The organism is Kitasatospora sp. NPDC057512, from assembly GCF_042802135.1.
In the GTDB taxonomy this organism is placed as follows: domain Bacteria; phylum Actinomycetota; class Actinomycetes; order Streptomycetales; family Streptomycetaceae; genus Kitasatospora.
This window is the reverse complement of sequence record NZ_JBHVET010000119.1, coordinates 1-15,375: the sequence shown is the minus strand read 5'-3', so window position 1 is coordinate 15,375 and position 15,375 is coordinate 1. Positions and strand designations below refer to the sequence as shown.

Below are 15,375 nucleotides of genomic sequence, written 5' to 3'. Positions count from 1 at the left end.
CCTCTATGTCGAGGCCGGGCGCGGTCTGCACCTCGTCAAGTCCATTGCCAAATCGTGGGGTTGCAGCCCGCGTGAGCCGATCGGCAAGATCATCTGGTGCGAGGTGGCCGCATGAGGGCCGATCACGACATCCGCGTGGAGATTCCGGGGTTCCGGCCGTCGGGTGTCCACACCCTCAATTCCGAGACCCTCGCGATGATCTGGGACGTGATCTGCCGCGTCCCGATGTCCCGCTTCGAGTACTGGCAGCTGGAGCGCCGCCTCACCGGCCCCTGTGCCCGGCGGGACGCCATCCGCGACCTCGCCGAGAACCCGGTGGTCGTCATCCCGGTCGGCGACCGTGAGGTGCGGATCCGCTGGGCGAACTCGCCCACCGGGGAGCCCTTGTGATCGACCGCATCCTGGGATGGTGGTTCCTGCACTGCTCCCGCACGCGCCTCGCCCGGCTTCTCCGCGCCGAGCGGCGGCGCCTCGAAGCGGAGTTGGCGTACTGGCTGCCCGAGGCTTCGGTCACTGTCCGGCGACGGATCCTGGCGGCGATCGAGGCGGAGCGGTCGCCTCGGTGACGCGTACCTCTGTGTGCTCGTGGTCCTGTCGGCTGCGAGCGGCCGACTGATTCCCCCGGCCTTCCTCGGTCAGTGGCGGATCAGGCGGCGCAGGAGGTGGACGTACGGGCTCCAGCGGGCGGGGTGGGGGACGGTGCCGCCGACCGCTCGTACCGCGCGGTCGAGGCTGTCCTCCAGGAGGGCGTCGTGCAGCCAGCGGAAGGCGAGGGGCCAGCCGAGTCGGCCGGGGCCGTGGAGGCGCATGGCGATGGTGTGGCGGAGCACGGTGGCCTCGCCCGCCGGGTGGACGGTGAACTCGTGGTGGCCGTCGAAGCCGCGTGGGCCGTCGAAGCGGAAGCGGATCCACTGGCCCGGTGCGTAGCCGGAGACGGTGTAGCGGATCGGGCCGTGGCCGCCGGTGGCGCCGGGGGCGAGCGGGCGGTCGAACCGCATCCGGGGCCAGCGCGGGCCCGGCCAGAGCCGGTCGTCCGGGCCCGCGAGGGTGTCGATGAGGGCGCCGACGGTCTCCGCCGGTGCGGGGATGGTGCGTTCGTGGATGTTGAGCACGGCCATGCCGGGGCTCCCCCCTGGTTTTGGATGATCCCCTCCAATTGAATTGGAGAGTACTCTCCACTCCATGCCCAGGCCACCCCGCCACGACGAATCCGCCCTCCTCGACGCCGCCGTGCGGCTCGCGGCCGCCGGCGGGCCGGCCGCCGTCACGATGTCCGCCGTCGTCCGGGAGAGCGGTGCGCCCAACGGCTCCGTCTACCACCGCTTCCCCCAACGTTCCGCGCTGCTGGCCGAGTTGTGGCTGCGGACGGTCGAGGAGTTCCAGGGCGCCTGCCTGCCCGCCATCGACGCGCACGAGGAACCGCACCTCGCGGCGGGCGCGCTCGCCCGGCAGGTCGTCGCCTGGAGCCGGGCCCACCGCGAGCGGGCCGTCGTCCTGCTGCACGGCCCGGAGGCCTTCGGCAGGGCGGAGTGGTCCGAGGAGCAGCGGCGGCGCGACCGGCAGGGCGGGAACCGGGTGCGGGAGGCCCTGGCCGGGCTGGCCGGGCGGCTCGGCGGCGCGACGCCGCTGGACCTCGACCGGGTCGCCCTGGCCGTCACCGGCCTGCCGCTCGCCGTGGTCCGCGGCCCCCTGCACGCCGGTGCGCCGCTTCCGCCGCACGCCGAGGAGCTGGCCGAGCAGTCCGCGATCGCCCTGCTGCGGGGCGCACCCTAGGATCGGCGGATGATCACCGTTCCGGCCGGCCGCGTCACCCTCTCCGATCGTCGTACCCAGCGCAGTTGGGCCGTCGGCGTGGCCGCGTACGAGCTGGCGGCCTGTCCGGTGACCCGTGAGCAGTACGAGGGAGCGACCGGCGACCGGCGCCCCGCGCACAGCGTCTCCTGGTTCGACGCCGTCCACTACTGCAACGAACTCTCCCGGCGCGAAGGCCTCGCGCCCGCCTATGAAGTGGACGGCGAGGAGGTCGCCTGGGACCGCGCCGCCGACGGCTACCGGCTGCCCACCGAGGCCGAGTGGGAGCACGCCTGCCGCGCCGGTACGGACGGCCCGCGCTACGGCCCGCTGGACGGGATCGCCTGGCACCGCGGCAACTCGGACGAGCGGCCGCACCCGGTGGGCGAACTGCTCCCGAACGCCTACGGGTTGTACGACCTGCTCGGCAACGTCTGGGAGTGGTGCTGGGAGCGCTACGACCCCGAGGTGTACGGCGACTACCGCGTCCTGCGCGGCGGCGGCTGGTTCGACGAGCACTGGAGCTGCCGCGCCTCCGTCCGCCGCCGCAGCCACCCGACCCTGCGGATCGACGACGTCGGATTCCGGCTCGCCCGCTCGAACGTCGTGTGAAGGCGGCCGCGGTAAAGGAGCGCCCGGCGCGGTAAAGGATATCGGGGCGCAGTAAATCGCGAGACGACGGGAGAATCACGCTGATTTCCCGGTGAATTGAGGAACCGTCACCACGGAATCCCGCGTTGACGCCGACATGAGCGAAGAAACCGTCACCCTGCGCCCGATCGCCGAAGCCGACCTCCCGCACTTCCTGTCCCTGCTGAACGACCCCGACACCATGGGCGAGCACCTCTGGCTCGGCTGGCGGCAACCGGACCGGATCCGCCGGGTCTGGGCCGAGAACGGGCTGCTCACGGACGGGCAGTGGACGCTCGCGATCACCGTGGACGGGGAGTTCCGCGGCTACGCCGCCGCCATGCGGGAGGTCGCGGCGCCGACCGGCTGGCACTGGAGCATGGGTGCGCAGCTGCTGCCCGGGGCGCGTGGCCGGGGGATCGGCACCCGGGCGCAGCGGCTGTTCGTCGACTACCTGTTCGCGCATTCTCCGGTGATGCGGGTGGAGGCGGAGACCGAATCCGGGAACGTGGCCGAGCAACGCGTCCTGGAGAAGCTCGGTTTCGTCCGCGAGGGCGTGAAGAGGTCGCAGCTCTTCCGGGCCGGCGAGTGGCGCGACGTCGTCCTCTACAGCCTGCTGCGCACCGATCCCCGCCCGGTGTCCACATGAGGAACCGACACGTCCACCGGGGCGTTGACGCCGACATGAGCGAAGAAACCGTCACCCTGCGCCCGATGGCCGAGGCCGACCTCGGCGCCCTCGGGGAGCTGGTGAACGATCCGCAGGCGCTGGGCGAATTCCAGTGGTACGGCTGGCGGGACCCGCAGCGGCTCCGCCGTCGGTGGGCGGAGAGCGGGCTGCTGGAGGATGGGCAGGTGATGCTCGCGGTCGTCGTCGACGGCGGGTTCGGCGGCTTCGTCGCCGCCAACCGCAGCGGGGTGCGGCCGTCCGCCCCGTACTGGAGCCTGGGCGTGCAGCTGGTACCGGAGGCGCGCGGGCGCGGGGTCGGCACCCGGGCCCAACGGCTGCTGGTGGACTACCTGTTCGCGCACTCGCCGGTGATGCGGCTGGAGGCGGACACCGAGGCGGGCAACCTGGCGGAGCAGCGCGTCCTGGAGAAGCTCGGCTTCACCCGGGAAGGCGTGCAGCGCGCGGTGACCTTCCGCGGCGGCGAGTGGCGTGACGTCGTCCGGTACAGCCTGCTGCGCACCGACCCGCGTCCCTGACCCGCCCTAGGGAACTCCGAACCACTCCTCGGCGAGGGCGTCCAGCGTCCGCGCCGAGGGCTTCAACTCCCGGAGGTACCACGGCAAGTTGCTGTAGACGTGGAGCAGGGTGTACGCCATCAGCAGGCGCGGGTCCACGGCGCGGCCGTAGGCGTCCAGCAGGTGGCCGAGCAGGTGTGGGTCGGCCCGGGTGGTGAAGAGGCCGACGGCGACCAGGTCGTAGGCCGGGTCGCCGATCATCGCGGGCTCGAAGTCGAGCAGGCCGGTGAGGCGCCAGTCGTCGGCCGGGTCGGTGAGCAGGTGCTCGCGCATGAACTCGGTGTGCAGCAGCGCGCGGCCGGGGGCGGTGGGGAGCGGGGCGGCGGCGAGGAAGTCCGGGATCTGCTCCAGCCACTCCTCGGCCAGCCCGCGCTCGCGCTGGCGGTCCACCGCGCCCGCCCGTTGGCGCGTCAGGAAGGCCGGCCAGTCGCCGGGCCCGAGGGTGTCGGCGAGCGGTTCGGGGTCGAGAGCGTGCAGGGCGGCGAGCGCCTCGCCGCAGCGGCGGGCGATCCGCTCGCGGTCGGGCCGCGGGATGCGCGGCCAGGCCGGTGCGAGGCCCTCCCCGGGCAGCCGGGACATCAGGAGGTAGCGCCAGCCGTTGGCGTCCTCGCCGGCCTGGTGGAGGGACGGGGTGGGGATCGGCAGGGCGCCGTCCAGGCGGGTGAGCACCCGCTCCTCGACGATGCCGTCGCGGGCGCTGGCCGCCGGGAACAGCTTGAGCACCAGCGCGTCACCGACCGCGTACACCGGGACGGAGCCCTCCGGGAAGCGCTCCAGGGGCAGGTCTGGGACGCCCAGCCGGGCGCAGAGCGCCTCGGCGCCGGGGCGCATCACCGTCTCGTCGGGGACGACCGCGTCCCACTCCTCGTCCGTCAGCACCAAGGGCAGCACAGCGGCACCGTAAGCAGACGGGCGCCCGTGGCGCAAAGGCATTTCAGCTCCGGCTCGGGCGGTCAGCGCCCGCCCCGGCGGGTGCCGCAGGTCCCGACGGCCGGCGGGACCGGCTCGGGCCCGGTGTCCGGGTCGCGGGTGAGCAGGTAGCGGGCGCCGGGGCCGGCCTCGCCGGCGCGGTCGGCGGCGTTGTAGAGGGCGCAGCGGGTCAGCGAGAGGCAGCCGCAGCCGATGCAGCCGCTGAGTTTGGCCTTCAGCCGTTGCAGTTCGGCGATCTGCTCGTCGATCCGGCTCTGCCAGGACTCGGCGACCCGGTCCCACTCGGTGCCGCTGGGGGCCGGGCGCTCGGGGAGGCGGTCGAGGGCGACCCGGGCCTCGTCGAGGGAGAGGCCGACCCGCTGGGCGGCGCGGATGAAGGCGATCCGGCGCAGCGTGCCGCGGGTGTAGCGGCGCTGGCCGCCGGCGGTGCGGGTGGCCTGGATCAGGTCGAGGCTCTCGTAGTAGCGCAGCGCGGAGGGGGCGAGGCCGCTGCGGTCGGCGAGTTGGCCGATGGTGAGCAGGTCGGCGTGGTGCGGGCCGGGGGTCCGACGGCCGTCGGAATGGGCGGTCATGGGAACCCACTGTAACCGCTTGACCTCAAGCCGGCTTTAAGTTGCACCATCGTGGTCATGACGACGAACGCGACTGCGGGCACCGCCACCGGGGCCCGGTTCGAGGACCTTTCGGCCCTGATGGGCCTGATGACCGGCGACGAGAAGCACGGTCCCGCCGCCACCTCCACCCTGGACGCCCTCTGGGTGCTGTACGACCGGGTGCTGCGGGTCACCCCCGCCACCGCCGGGGCCCAGGACCGGGACCGCTTCCTGCTCTCCAAGGGCCACGGCCCGATGGCCTACTACGCGGTGCTGGCGGCCAAGGGCTTCATCTCCCCGGAGGTGCTGCCGAGCTTCGGCGGCTACGACTCGCCGCTCGGCCACCACCCGGACCGCACGCTGGTCCCCGGCGTGGAGATCGCTTCCGGCTCGCTCGGGCACGGCCTGCCGCTGGCCGTCGGCACCGCGCTCGGGCTGCGGGCGCAGGGCCTGACCGACCCGGCGGTGTGGGTGCTGGTCGGCGACGCGGAGTTCGACGAGGGCTCCAACGCCGAGGCGGTGGCCTTCGCCGGGGCGTACGGACTGGACCGGCTGCACGTGGTGGTGATCGACAACTCCTCGGCCACGCACGGCTGGCAGGGCGGCCTCGCCCAGCGGTTCGCGGCCGAGGGCTGGTCGACCGCGACGGTGGACGGCCGCGACCACGAGGCGCTGCACCGCGCCTACACCGCCGAGCACCCGGGCCGCCCGCACGTGGTGGTCGCCCGGGTCGAACCCAAGGACTCCTGAGCGGGCGGCCCGCCCCCGCCGGACCCGACCACCGACCACCCCAGTAACGAGAGGCACTTCACCGATGGACACCATGCGCGACCGCTTCGTGGACGTCACCACCCGCCTGCTGGACGAGGACCCCCGGCTGGCCGTGGTGCTCGCCGACATCACCGCGGCCGCCTTCGCCCCGGCCCAGGAGCGCCACCCCGACCGGGTCGTCAACGTCGGCATCCGCGAGCAGCTGCTGGTCGGCGCGGCCGGCGGCCTGGCCCTCACCGGGATGCGTCCGATCGCCCACACCTTCGCCAGCTTCCTGATCGAGCGGCCCTTCGAGCAGGTCAAGCTGGACCTCGTCCACCAGGGCGTCGGCGCCGTGCTGGTGAGCGCGGCGGGCTCGTACGACTGGCCGGCCGGCGGCCGCACCCACATGTCCCCGGGCGACGTCGCCCTGCTGGACACCCTGCCGGACTGGACGGTCCACGTCCCCGGCCACCCGGACGAGGCCGAGCGGCTGCTGCGCCACGCCTACGCGGACGGCGACCGCAACGTCTACGTGCGGCTCTCGGCGCACCAGAACGCGGCCGCGGTGCCGGTCGAGCCGGGCCGCTTCGCCACCGTCCGGACGGGCTCGCGCGGTGTGGTGCTCGCCGTCGGGCCGATGCTGGACGCGGTGCTCGCGGCCACCGGGGGCCTGGACGTCACCGTGCTGTACGCGGCGACGGTGCGCCCCTTCGACGCCGCCGGGCTGCGCGCGGCGCTGGGCGACCGGGCGGACGTGGTGCTGGTCGAGCCGTACCTGGCGGGCACCTCCGCCAACGAGGCGCACGCGGCGCTCGCCGACCGCCCGCACCGGGTGCTGGGCCTGGGCGTGCCGCGTGAGGAGCACCGGCACTACGGCTCGATCGAGGAGCACCTGGCCGCCTACGGCCTGGACGCCCCGTCGCTGCGGGAGCGGATCGGCACCTTCCTCTGGTGAGTCGGCCGGCCAGGTCAGCCGGTCAGCACGATCGCGACCGCGTCCGCCGCGACCCGCACCGCCGTCCCCTCCAGTGCCGCCGCCCCGAAGGCCGCCACCACCTCGCGCCCGGCGGCCCCCAGCGGCAGCGCGGCCTCCCGCGGCCCGAGGTTGACGGCGATCCGGTACGGCCCCCGGTGCACCACCAGCAGGCCCGCCGCCTCGTCGTACGTCACCCGTACCGCGCCGAGGTCGGGGTCGGACAGCTCCGGCCGTTCGCGCCGCAGCCGGATCAACTGCCGGTACCAGGCGAGGAGTTCGCTGTGCGGGGCGCGCCGGGGTTCGGTCCAGTCGAGGACCGAGCGCAGCACGGTGGCGGGTTCCTGCGGGTCGGGGACGGCCTCGGCGGCCCAGCCGTGCTCGGCGAACTCCCGCCGCCGGCCCCGCCGGACGGCCTCGGCGAGGTCCGGGTCGGTGTGGTCGGTGAAGTACTGCCAGGGGGTGGCGGCACCCCACTCCTCGCCCATGAAGAGCATCGGCGTGAACGGCGAGGTGAGCACCAGGGCCGCGCCGCAGGCGAGCCGGCCGGGGGAGAGGCCGGCCGAGACGCGGTCCCCGAGGGCCCGGTTGCCGACCTGGTCGTGGGTCTGGAGGTAGCCGAGCAGCCGGTGGCCGTCGCCGAGCGGGGTGAACGGGCGCCCGTGGGTGCGGCCGCGGAAGGAGGACCAGGTGCCGTCGTGGAAGAACCCCCGGGTGAGGGTCCGGGCGAGGGCGGCGAGCGGCTCGCGGGCGAAGTCCCGGTAGTAGCCGTGGGATTCGCCGGTGAGCGCGCAGTGCAGGGCGTGGTGGAAGTCGTCGCTCCACTGGGCGGCGAGGCCCTGTCCGCCCGCCTCGCGCGGGGTGGTGGTGGCCGGGGTGTTGCGGTCGGACTCGGCGACCAGGAACAGCGGCCGGTTGGTGGCGACCGCCAACGTCCGGACCTCGGTGGAGAGTTCCTCCAGGAAGTGGACGGCCCGGTCGTCCGCGAGGGCGTGCACGGCGTCCAGCCGCAGCCCGTCGATCCGGTAGTCGCGCAGCCAGGCCAGCGCGCTGCCGATCAGGTAGGCGCGCACCTCGTCCGAGCCGGGCGCGTCCAGGTTGACCGCCGCGCCCCACGGGGTGTGGTGCCGGTCGGTGAAGTACGGCCCGTACGCGGGAAGGTGGTTGCCCGACGGGCCGAGGTGGTTGTGGACGACGTCCAGCACCACCCCGAGGCCCTTGCGGTGGGCGGCGTCGACGAAGCGCTTGAGCCCCTCGGGTCCGCCGTAGGGCTCGTGGACGGCCCAGGGCGAGACCCCGTCGTAGCCCCAGCCGTGCTTGCCGGGGAACGGGCAGACCGGCATCAGCTCGACGAAGTCCACGCCCAACTCGACCAGGTGGTCCAGGTGTTCGGCGGCGGCGTCGAAGGTGCCGCGGGGGGTGAAGGTGCCCACGTGCAGCTCGTACAGCACCGCGCCGGGCAGCGCCCGGCCGCGCCAGCCGGTCCGCGACCAGCGGAACCCGGCGTGGTCCACGGCGCGGCTGGGCCCGTCCGGGCCGTACGGCTGCCGGGCCGAGCGCGGGTCGGGCAGCGGCGGGCCGTCGTCGAGCCGGAAGGCGTAGTCGCCCGCCGGGGCCTCGCCGGACCACCAGCCGTCCCGGTCCGGGCAGCGGTCCAACTCGTGGGCCGTACCGTCCACTTCGACCCGCACCCGGGTGGCGGCGGCGGGCGCCCACACCTGGTAGACCGGCATCAGCCCCTCCTCGTCAGCAGCGCCACCGGCAGCGCCGTCAGCAGCTCCGCGACCGGCACCGCGCCCGCCGGGAAGCCCCGCCCGGTCAGCTCGTCCGTCCACGGCCCGCCCGCCGGCAGCTCCAGCACGGTGTCGCGCCAGCCGCCGGCCCGCTCCAGCCCGAACGGCAGCCGGGTGACGGCGGTGACCGCGTCCGCGCCCCGGGCGAAGGCCAGCAGGTGCTCGGCGGCCGGGCCGGCGGCGGGCAGCGGGCGGTAGGAGCCGAGCGGCCGGGAGCGGCGCAGGTGCAGCGCGGTGGCGGTGAGGTGCAGCTTCTCCCGGGCGAGGTCGCCGGGGCGCGGCGCGGCCGCGTCGGTGAGCCGCACGGCCAGCGCGCCGAGGTCCACCACGCCCCGGTTGTCCGGGTCCACCAGGGTGTACAGCGGCTCCTCGCTGCCCTGGTAGAGGTCCGGCACGCCCGGCACGGTGAGGTGCAGCAGCGCGGCGGCCAGGGTGTTGGCGCGGGCGTACGGGGCGAGGGCGTGCACGGCGCCCTCGATCCGGGGCAGCAGCCCGGGGTTGCCGTGGACGGAGCGGGCGCGCTGCTCCAGGGCCCTCTCGTAGCGGGGGTCGGGGGCGGTCCAGGAGGTGTGCAGCTTGGCCTCGCGGACGGCCTTGAGCAGGGCGGCGACCAGCCGGTCCGGGTCGATCGGCCAGGCGGCGACCAGGGTGTGCCAGAGCAGCCAGTCGGCGTCCCGGTCGAGGCCGGGCGCGGCGGGGCCCGCGGCGGTGGACCAGGCGCCGGCCTCGGCGGCCCAGGCGTCCGGCCGCTCGGCGAGCACGGCGAGCCGGGCCCGGGCGTCGGCGCTGCGCTTGGTGTCGTGGGTGGAGAGCACCGTCATGCTGTGCGGCCAGTCGCGCTCCAGGGCGCGGCACCAGTCGTGGAACTCCGCCGGGTGCAGGCCGGGCCGGGACGGCTCGCCGCCGACCTCGTTGAGGCCGGGCAGGGCGTTCCAGCGGTAGAAGGCGGTGTCCTCGACGCCCTTGGCGGCCACCGCGGCGGCGGTCTGGGCGAAGCGCGCGCAGAACTCGTCCTTGTCCGCGCCGCGGCCCAGCTCCCCGAGCGCGAGCGCGGCCACCAGCCGGTCGGTCGGGTCGGCGGAGCCGTCCAGGGCGGCCCGCAGCTGCCGCGCCGAGGCGGCCGGGACGGCCTCGCCGGGCCGGGCGTACGGCCGGTACGCCGGGTAGCCGGTGAGCAGCCGGCCGAGCGCCGCGCGCAGCTGCCCCGGCGCGTGGTCGGCGTGCGCGGGCTCGGCGGCGCCGATCCGCAGCGCGATCCGGACCAGCCGCTCGACCTCGGCGGCGAGTTCGCCGTCCGGCCCGGTCATGTCGGCCCGCCCGCGCCGGGCCTCGGCGACCGCGGGGTGCGGGTCCGCGCAGAGGTCCCGGACCGGGCCGCCGTGCAGGAAGGACTCGTACGCCCCGGCCAGCCGGCAGGCGCCCGCGTGGTCGAGGAGCACGCCGTCGATCCGGCGCAGCGCGTCGTAGCCGGTGGTGCCGGCCACCGGCCAGTCCTCGGGCAGCCGCTCCTCGCCGGTGAGGATCTTCTCGACCACCACGTACGCCCCGCCGGTGGCGTCGGCCAGGCGCCGCAGGTAGCCGCGCGGGTCGGCGAGCCCGTCCGGGTGGTCGATCCGGAAGCCGTCCAGGACGCCGTCGGCGTGCAGGGCGAGCAGGACGGCGTGGGTGGCGGCGAACACCTCCGGGTCCTCGGCCCGCAGCGCGATCAGCTCGTTGACGGTGAAGAAGCGCCGGTAGTTGAGCTCGGTGCGGGCCAGGCGCCACCAGGCGAGCCGGTACCACTGGCGGGCGAGCAGCTCGCCGAGCGGGAGCCCGGAGGTGCCGGGGCGCAGCGGCAGTTCGTGCTCGTGGTAGCGCAGGGTGTCGCCGTCCACGGTGAGCCGGTTCAGTACGGCGCCGAGCCGGTCGCCGAGCAGCGGCAGCAGCACCCGTCCGCGCCCGGGGGCGTCGGCGGGGCCCGGCTGGGCGGTCCAGTCGATGTCGAACCAGTGCGCGTACGGCGAGTCGGGCCCGTCGCGCAGCACCTGCCACAGCGGCCGGTTGAGCCGTTCGGGGGCGGGCACGGCCATGTGGTTGGGCACCACGTCGGCGATCAGCCGCAGGCCGTGGCGGTGCGCCTCGGCGGCCAGCGCGCGCAGCGCCGGTTCGCCGCCGAGCTGCTCGCTGATCCTGGTGTGGTCGACGGTGTCGTAGCCGTGGGTGGAGCCGGGGACGGCCTCCAGCAGCGGGGAGAGGTGCAGGTGGGAGACGCCGAGGGCGGCCAGGTAGGGGACGGCGGCGGTGGCGTCGCGGAGGGTGAAGCCGGGCTGGAGCTGGAGGCGGTACGACGACGAGGGGACGGCGGCGGCCGGGCGGGGCTGCGCGGGCTCGGCGGCGGGGGTCATAGCTCCATAGGTACCCGGGGGAGCCCGCCGCCAAGACCCGCTGCTGACCCGAACAGGTGACCGCCCCCGGCCGTCCGACGGCGTGGCGGCACGTTCCGGGGACCGGGCTACGCGGGCCGTTGCAGCACCATCAGCGAGCGGTCGGTGAGCCAGAGGGAGTCCCCGGCCTTGACCCGGGCGCCCGTCCCCGGGGCGGGCAGCCGGGGCCGGGCGGTGTCGACCACGACCTGCCACTCCTGCCCGTGGTCGGCGGGCACGGTGAACTCCAGCGGCTCGAAGTGGGCGTTGAACAGCAGCAGGAAGGAGTCGTCGACGATCCGCCCGCCGCGCCGGTCGGGTTCGGAGATCGCGTAGCCGTTGAGGAAGACGGTCAGCGACTTGGCGTAGCTGGCGCCCCAGTTGCGCTTGGTCATCTCCTCCCCGGCCGGGGTGAACCAGGCGATGTCGGTGAGGTCGTCGAACCCTCCGACGGCCGGCCCGCCCGCTCCCGGCCCGTCCCCGCCCGGCCCGCCCGGGCCGTGCGCGCCGGGGCCGTGCCCGCCCCGGACCGGTGCGCCGGACGCGGGCCCGGGCGACCCCGGCCGCCCGGACACCGGCCGGCCGTGGAAGAACCGCCGCCGCCGGAACACCGGGTGGTCGCGGCGCAGCCAGATCATCCCCTGGGTGAACTCCAGCAGCCGCGCCTGCGGCCCGTCGCCCTCCGGCCAGTGCACCCAGGTGAGCTCGTTGTCCTGGCAGTAGGCGTTGTTGTTGCCCAGTTGGGTGCGGCCGAGCTCGTCGCCGTGGGAGAGCATCGGCACGCCCTGGGAGAGCATCAGGGTGGCGATGAAGTTGCGCTGCTGGCGCGCCCGCAGTTCCTCGACGGCCGGGTCGGCGGCGGGGCCCTCGACGCCGCAGTTCCAGGAGCGGTTGAAGGACTCGCCGTCCCGGTTCTCCTCGCCGTTGGCCTGGTTGTGCTTCTCGTTGTACGAGACCAGGTCGCGCAGGGTGAAACCGTCGTGGCAGGTCACGAAGTTGATCGAGGCGATCGGGCGGCGGCCGTCGTCCTGGTAGAGGTCGGAGGAGCCGGTGAGCCGGGAGCCGAACTCGGCGAGGGCGGCGTTCTCGCCGCGCCACAGGTCCCGCACGGTGTCCCGGTACATGCCGTTCCACTCCGTCCACAGCGGGGGGAAGTTGCCCACCTGGTAGCCGCCCTCGCCGAGGTCCCAGGGCTCGGCGATCAGCTTGGCCTGGGAGACCACCGGGTCCTGCTGGACCAGGTCGAAGAAGGAGGAGAGCCGGTCCACCTCGTGGAACTGCCGGGCGAGGGTGGCGGCGAGGTCGAAGCGGAAGCCGTCCACGTGCATCTCGGTGACCCAGTAGCGCAGCGAGTCCATGATCAGCTGGAGCACGTGCGGGCTGCGCATCAGCAGGCTGTTGCCGGTGCCGGTGGTGTCCTCGTAGAAGCGCTGGTCCCGGGCGAGGCGGTAGTAGGAGACGTTGTCCAGGCCGCGCAGCGACAGCGTCGGCCCCAGGTGGTTGCCCTCGGCGGTGTGGTTGTAGACGACGTCCAGGATCACCTCGATCCCGGCCGCGTGCAGCGCCTTGACCATGGACTTGAACTCCTGCACCTGCTGGCCGCGGTCGCCGGTGGAGGAGTAGGAGGAGTGCGGGGCGAAGAAGCCGACGGTGTTGTAGCCCCAGTAGTTGGCCAGGCCCAGGTCCCGCAGCCGGTGGTCGCGGACGAACTGGTGCACCGGCATCAGCTCGATGGCGGTGACGCCGAGCTTGGCCAGGTGCTCGATCACCGCCGGGTGGGCCAGGCCCGCGTACGTTCCGCGGATCTCCTCGGGGATGCCCGGGTGCAGCCGGGTGAGGCCCTTGACGTGGGCCTCGTAGATGACGGTGCGGTGGTAGTCGGTGCGCGGCGGGCGGTCGGTGCCCCAGTCGAAGTACGGGTTGATGACCACCGAGTGCATGGTGTGCGGGGCGGAGTCCAGGTCGTTGCGGCGCTCGGGGGCGCCGAAGTGGTAGCCGTAGACGGACTCGTCCCAGTCGATGTGCCCGCTCATCGCCTTGGCGTACGGGTCCAGGAGCAGCTTGGCGCTGTTGTGCCGCTGGCCCAGGCCGGGGTTGTACGGGCCGTGCACGCGGAAGCCGTAGCGCTGGCCGGGCTGGATGCCCGGGAGGTAGGCGTGCCGGACGAAGGCGTCCGTCTCGCGCAGCTCGACGGCCGTCTCGGAGCCGTCCTCGGCGATCAGGCACAGCTCGATCCGGTCGGCGCTCTCGGAGAACACCGCGAAGTTGACGCCGGCCCCGTCGTAGGTGGCGCCGAGCGGGTAGGGCGTACCGGGCCAGACCTGCATGACTCCTCAACTTCCTTGCTGCCGACGGAAACTGACGTGTAGTCCGACAAGCGGCCCGGCCGTCTGCCCGGACCCGGACGCTCTCTTCCCGGCCGGACGGCCGGGCATGTGCGCAACCGCGCGCCGTGACGCACGGCACAGCCGCCGTGACGCGCGGCACAGCGCATACTCCCCGAGCCCTCCCCCGGCGTCCGGGAGATCCGGCCCGGGTTGGGCCGAACGAGCGTCCGTCGGGCATTCGTGTGAAGAGTGCTCCCGGTGGTGCGGGAGAGCCCCCGGGCATCCGGCTGCGGGCGGCTCGCGACGGGCAGTACCCTTGATCGTCCGGCCGCCTGGGCCGACTCCCGACAGCCCGTCAACGGTCCCCGCGCCCGCGGGGGTCGGTTGCGGCGACCAGATGAGGTGGCGCATGGTGTTCCCCGCCGGCGGCCGCGGCACCGGGCCCGACGGCCCCGGCCGGGGCGCGGCCCGCAGCGAGGCGCCCACGGTGGTCATGCGCCCCGCCCTGACCGGCCGGGCCCTGGTGCCCGCCCAGGGCGGCCCCGTCGAGATACCCGCCCTGGCCTGGTCGGCCGCCGAGTGGGACGACGCCTACCAGCGCGTCCGGCTGTCCGGCCGCGCCTACGTCTGGCTCAACCTGGTCGAACAGCGGCTGCGCGCCCTCGTCGACGAGGTGCTGCACCCGATCTACGCCCCCGCCCACGGCGAGGACTGGGTCACCGCCGCCGCCGGCCCGGCCGGCGAGGAGTGGGCGCACCGGGCCGGCGCCGTGCGCGAGGTCAGCCGCCGCAAGGGCTACCTGCTCGACCCCGCCGACGACGACCCGCTGGTCTTCCTCACCATGCCCCAGCTGCGCGAGCTGATGGTCCAGCACTGGCCCTGCTTCGAGCCGTACCTCGCCGACCGGCGCGAGATCGAACTGGCGCTGGACGAACTGGAGGTGGCCCGGCACGTCGTCTCCCGCAACCGGGTGCTCACCCAGACCGTGCTGGCCCAGACCGAACGCGCCGCCGCCCGGCTGCTGGCCGTGCTGGACGGCGGCGCCGGCGGGGTGCCCGCCGACGTCGTCGAGTCCCTGGTGGCCGGCCGGTACGCGGACGTCGTCGCCGTCCACGCCGACCGGGTCCGGCTCCAGCGCGACCTGCCCGTCGAGGACCTGCTGGACGGCGCCCGGCGACTGGACGCGCTCGGCATCGGCCTCGGCATGCTCTGCCAGAACTACACCGGCAAGCGCCTGGTGCGGCTCGCCGGCGAAGGCTGCCGGGTCCGGCTGCTGTTCCTCAACCCGGCGAGCAGCGCCGTACGCCGCCGCGAACGCGAACTCGGCCTCGGGCGCAGCGAGTTGTCCCGCTCCATCGAGATGAACATCATGCACGTACGGCGGGTCCGGGCCCGGTTGCGGGACCAGGGCGGCTTCGAGATCCGGGTCTTCGACGAGACCCCGCGCTTCACCGCCTACCTGGTCGAGGGCCCCCGCACGGCCGGCCAGGCGGGCGGCCGCCGCCAGGGCCGCGACCTCGGCGTCATCCAGCCCTACCTGCGCCGCGCCCGCGGCATGGAGTCCCCGGCCCTGGTGCTGCGCGGCGGAGCCGGCCAGCAGCCCGGCGGCACCGAGCCCGGACTGCTGGAGGTCTACCGCGAGGAGTTCGAGGGCATCTGGGCCGACTCCCGGTCCGTCTCCTAGGGCGGTTGGTCGGGGCGGCGGCGCGGCTGCCAGACTGCGGGCCGTGAACAGCGACCCCGCCTGGAGCCTGCGCCCCGCCACCCCCGACGACCTCGAACCCGTCACGGCCCTCAAGGCCCGGGTCATGCGCGCCGACCTGGAACGCCTCGGCCGCTGGGACCCGGCCCGCTCCCGGGAGCGGGTGCGGGCGTCCTTCTCGACCAGGTACACCTCCGTACTCCTGGTCGACCGGGCCTTCGCCGGCTGCGTCACCG

The 15,375-nt window shown here is 74.6% G+C and carries 15 protein-coding genes and 1 pseudogene; 10 read left to right on the top strand and 6 right to left on the bottom strand.

Annotated elements, in window-relative coordinates:
- Window positions 1-111 precede the first annotated feature (111 nt).
- Window positions 112-390: a hypothetical protein gene (locus ACFU6K_RS11220; RefSeq protein ID WP_380662293.1), complete on the top strand. Its 279-nt coding sequence runs from the start codon at window positions 112-114 to the stop codon at window positions 388-390.
- Complete coding sequence (locus tag ACFU6K_RS11215) at window positions 387-566, top strand: hypothetical protein (RefSeq protein ID WP_380662292.1); 180 nt, start codon at window positions 387-389, stop codon at window positions 564-566. Before ACFU6K_RS11220 ends, ACFU6K_RS11215 begins: the two co-directional genes overlap by 4 nt.
- Before the next feature lie 69 nt (window positions 567-635).
- Here ACFU6K_RS11215 and ACFU6K_RS11210 read toward each other — a convergent pair whose 3' ends face one another.
- Complete coding sequence (locus ACFU6K_RS11210) at window positions 636-1,118, bottom strand: SRPBCC family protein (protein ID WP_380662291.1); 483 nt, start codon at window positions 1,116-1,118, stop codon at window positions 636-638.
- 64 nt (window positions 1,119-1,182) lie between these two features.
- Between ACFU6K_RS11210 and ACFU6K_RS11205 the strand changes: the two genes are divergently transcribed.
- From ACFU6K_RS11205 to ACFU6K_RS11190, 4 genes are all read left to right on the top strand, one after another.
- Window positions 1,183-1,773: a TetR/AcrR family transcriptional regulator gene (locus tag ACFU6K_RS11205; RefSeq protein WP_380662290.1), complete on the top strand. Its 591-nt coding sequence runs from the start codon at window positions 1,183-1,185 to the stop codon at window positions 1,771-1,773.
- 9 nt (window positions 1,774-1,782) lie between these two features.
- Window positions 1,783-2,403 (top strand): formylglycine-generating enzyme family protein, encoded by a 621-nt coding sequence (locus tag ACFU6K_RS11200; RefSeq protein WP_380662289.1) that lies wholly within the window; start codon window positions 1,783-1,785, stop codon window positions 2,401-2,403.
- Window positions 2,404-2,539: 136 nt separating this feature from the next.
- The gene (locus tag ACFU6K_RS11195; RefSeq protein ID WP_380662288.1) at window positions 2,540-3,070 is read left to right on the top strand and encodes a GNAT family N-acetyltransferase; all 531 of its coding nucleotides are present in this window, start codon (window positions 2,540-2,542) and stop codon (window positions 3,068-3,070) included.
- A 35-nt stretch (window positions 3,071-3,105) separates the two neighbouring features.
- On the top strand, window positions 3,106-3,627 hold the full coding sequence (locus tag ACFU6K_RS11190; protein WP_380662287.1) for a GNAT family N-acetyltransferase: 522 nt from the start codon (window positions 3,106-3,108) through the stop codon (window positions 3,625-3,627).
- 6 nt (window positions 3,628-3,633) lie between these two features.
- Here ACFU6K_RS11190 and ACFU6K_RS11185 read toward each other — a convergent pair whose 3' ends face one another.
- Together ACFU6K_RS11185 and soxR are read right to left on the bottom strand one after the other, a co-directional pair.
- Window positions 3,634-4,557 (bottom strand): phosphotransferase family protein, encoded by a 924-nt coding sequence (locus tag ACFU6K_RS11185; RefSeq protein ID WP_380662286.1) that lies wholly within the window; start codon window positions 4,555-4,557, stop codon window positions 3,634-3,636.
- A 62-nt stretch (window positions 4,558-4,619) separates the two neighbouring features.
- Window positions 4,620-5,168 carry a redox-sensitive transcriptional activator SoxR gene (gene soxR, locus ACFU6K_RS11180; RefSeq protein ID WP_380662285.1) on the bottom strand — a complete coding sequence of 183 codons (549 nt, stop codon included), beginning with the start codon at window positions 5,166-5,168 and terminating at the stop codon, window positions 4,620-4,622.
- 57 nt (window positions 5,169-5,225) lie between these two features.
- Between soxR and ACFU6K_RS11175 the strand changes: the two genes are divergently transcribed.
- Both ACFU6K_RS11175 and ACFU6K_RS11170 read left to right on the top strand, forming a co-directional pair.
- On the top strand, window positions 5,226-5,939 hold the full coding sequence (locus ACFU6K_RS11175) for a thiamine pyrophosphate-dependent enzyme (protein WP_380662284.1): 714 nt from the start codon (window positions 5,226-5,228) through the stop codon (window positions 5,937-5,939).
- A gap of 64 nt (window positions 5,940-6,003) precedes the next feature.
- Window positions 6,004-6,897 carry a transketolase family protein gene (locus tag ACFU6K_RS11170; protein ID WP_380662283.1) on the top strand — a complete coding sequence of 298 codons (894 nt, stop codon included), beginning with the start codon at window positions 6,004-6,006 and terminating at the stop codon, window positions 6,895-6,897.
- A 14-nt stretch (window positions 6,898-6,911) separates the two neighbouring features.
- On the opposite strand, the gene treZ is transcribed toward ACFU6K_RS11170, so the two are convergent.
- From treZ to glgX, 3 genes are all read right to left on the bottom strand, one after another.
- Complete coding sequence (treZ, locus tag ACFU6K_RS11165; RefSeq protein ID WP_380662282.1) at window positions 6,912-8,648, bottom strand: malto-oligosyltrehalose trehalohydrolase; 1,737 nt, start codon at window positions 8,646-8,648, stop codon at window positions 6,912-6,914.
- Window positions 8,648-11,092, bottom strand: coding sequence for a malto-oligosyltrehalose synthase (gene treY, locus ACFU6K_RS11160; protein ID WP_380662281.1), 2,445 nt, complete (start codon window positions 11,090-11,092; stop codon window positions 8,648-8,650). Before treY ends, treZ begins: the two co-directional genes overlap by 1 nt.
- 107 nt (window positions 11,093-11,199) lie before the next feature.
- Window positions 11,200-13,437, bottom strand: coding sequence for a glycogen debranching protein GlgX (gene glgX, locus ACFU6K_RS11155; RefSeq protein ID WP_380662280.1), 2,238 nt, complete (start codon window positions 13,435-13,437; stop codon window positions 11,200-11,202).
- A 493-nt stretch (window positions 13,438-13,930) separates the two neighbouring features.
- On the opposite strand from glgX, the gene ACFU6K_RS11150 reads away from it, so the two are divergent.
- Window positions 13,931-15,121 (top strand): SAV2148 family HEPN domain-containing protein, encoded by a 1,191-nt coding sequence (locus ACFU6K_RS11150; protein WP_380662294.1) that lies wholly within the window; start codon window positions 13,931-13,933, stop codon window positions 15,119-15,121.
- A gap of 43 nt (window positions 15,122-15,164) precedes the next feature.
- Window positions 15,165-15,375: pseudogene (locus ACFU6K_RS11145) on the top strand (N-acetyltransferase); the annotation flags it as partial.

What these genes read in the sequence shown, in the direction of transcription:
- soxR (WP_380662285.1), bottom strand. Translation starts at nt 5,168, where the DNA reads ATGACCGCCCATTCCGACGGCCGTCGGACCCCCGGCCCGCACCACGCC.
- ACFU6K_RS11175 (WP_380662284.1), top strand. Translation starts at nt 5,226, where the DNA reads ATGACGACGAACGCGACTGCGGGCACCGCCACCGGGGCCCGGTTCGAG.
- treZ (WP_380662282.1), bottom strand. Translation starts at nt 8,648, where the DNA reads ATGCCGGTCTACCAGGTGTGGGCGCCCGCCGCCGCCACCCGGGTGCGG.
- ACFU6K_RS11200 (WP_380662289.1), top strand. Translation starts at nt 1,783, where the DNA reads ATGATCACCGTTCCGGCCGGCCGCGTCACCCTCTCCGATCGTCGTACC.
- glgX (WP_380662280.1), bottom strand. Translation starts at nt 13,437, where the DNA reads ATGCAGGTCTGGCCCGGTACGCCCTACCCGCTCGGCGCCACCTACGAC.
- ACFU6K_RS11205 (WP_380662290.1), top strand. Translation starts at nt 1,183, where the DNA reads ATGCCCAGGCCACCCCGCCACGACGAATCCGCCCTCCTCGACGCCGCC.
- ACFU6K_RS11190 (WP_380662287.1), top strand. Translation starts at nt 3,106, where the DNA reads ATGAGCGAAGAAACCGTCACCCTGCGCCCGATGGCCGAGGCCGACCTC.
- ACFU6K_RS11195 (WP_380662288.1), top strand. Translation starts at nt 2,540, where the DNA reads ATGAGCGAAGAAACCGTCACCCTGCGCCCGATCGCCGAAGCCGACCTC.
- ACFU6K_RS11150 (WP_380662294.1), top strand. Translation starts at nt 13,931, where the DNA reads ATGCGCCCCGCCCTGACCGGCCGGGCCCTGGTGCCCGCCCAGGGCGGC.
- treY (WP_380662281.1), bottom strand. Translation starts at nt 11,092, where the DNA reads ATGACCCCCGCCGCCGAGCCCGCGCAGCCCCGCCCGGCCGCCGCCGTC.
- ACFU6K_RS11210 (WP_380662291.1), bottom strand. Translation starts at nt 1,118, where the DNA reads ATGGCCGTGCTCAACATCCACGAACGCACCATCCCCGCACCGGCGGAG.
- ACFU6K_RS11170 (WP_380662283.1), top strand. Translation starts at nt 6,004, where the DNA reads ATGGACACCATGCGCGACCGCTTCGTGGACGTCACCACCCGCCTGCTG.
- ACFU6K_RS11220 (WP_380662293.1), top strand. Translation starts at nt 112, where the DNA reads ATGAGGGCCGATCACGACATCCGCGTGGAGATTCCGGGGTTCCGGCCG.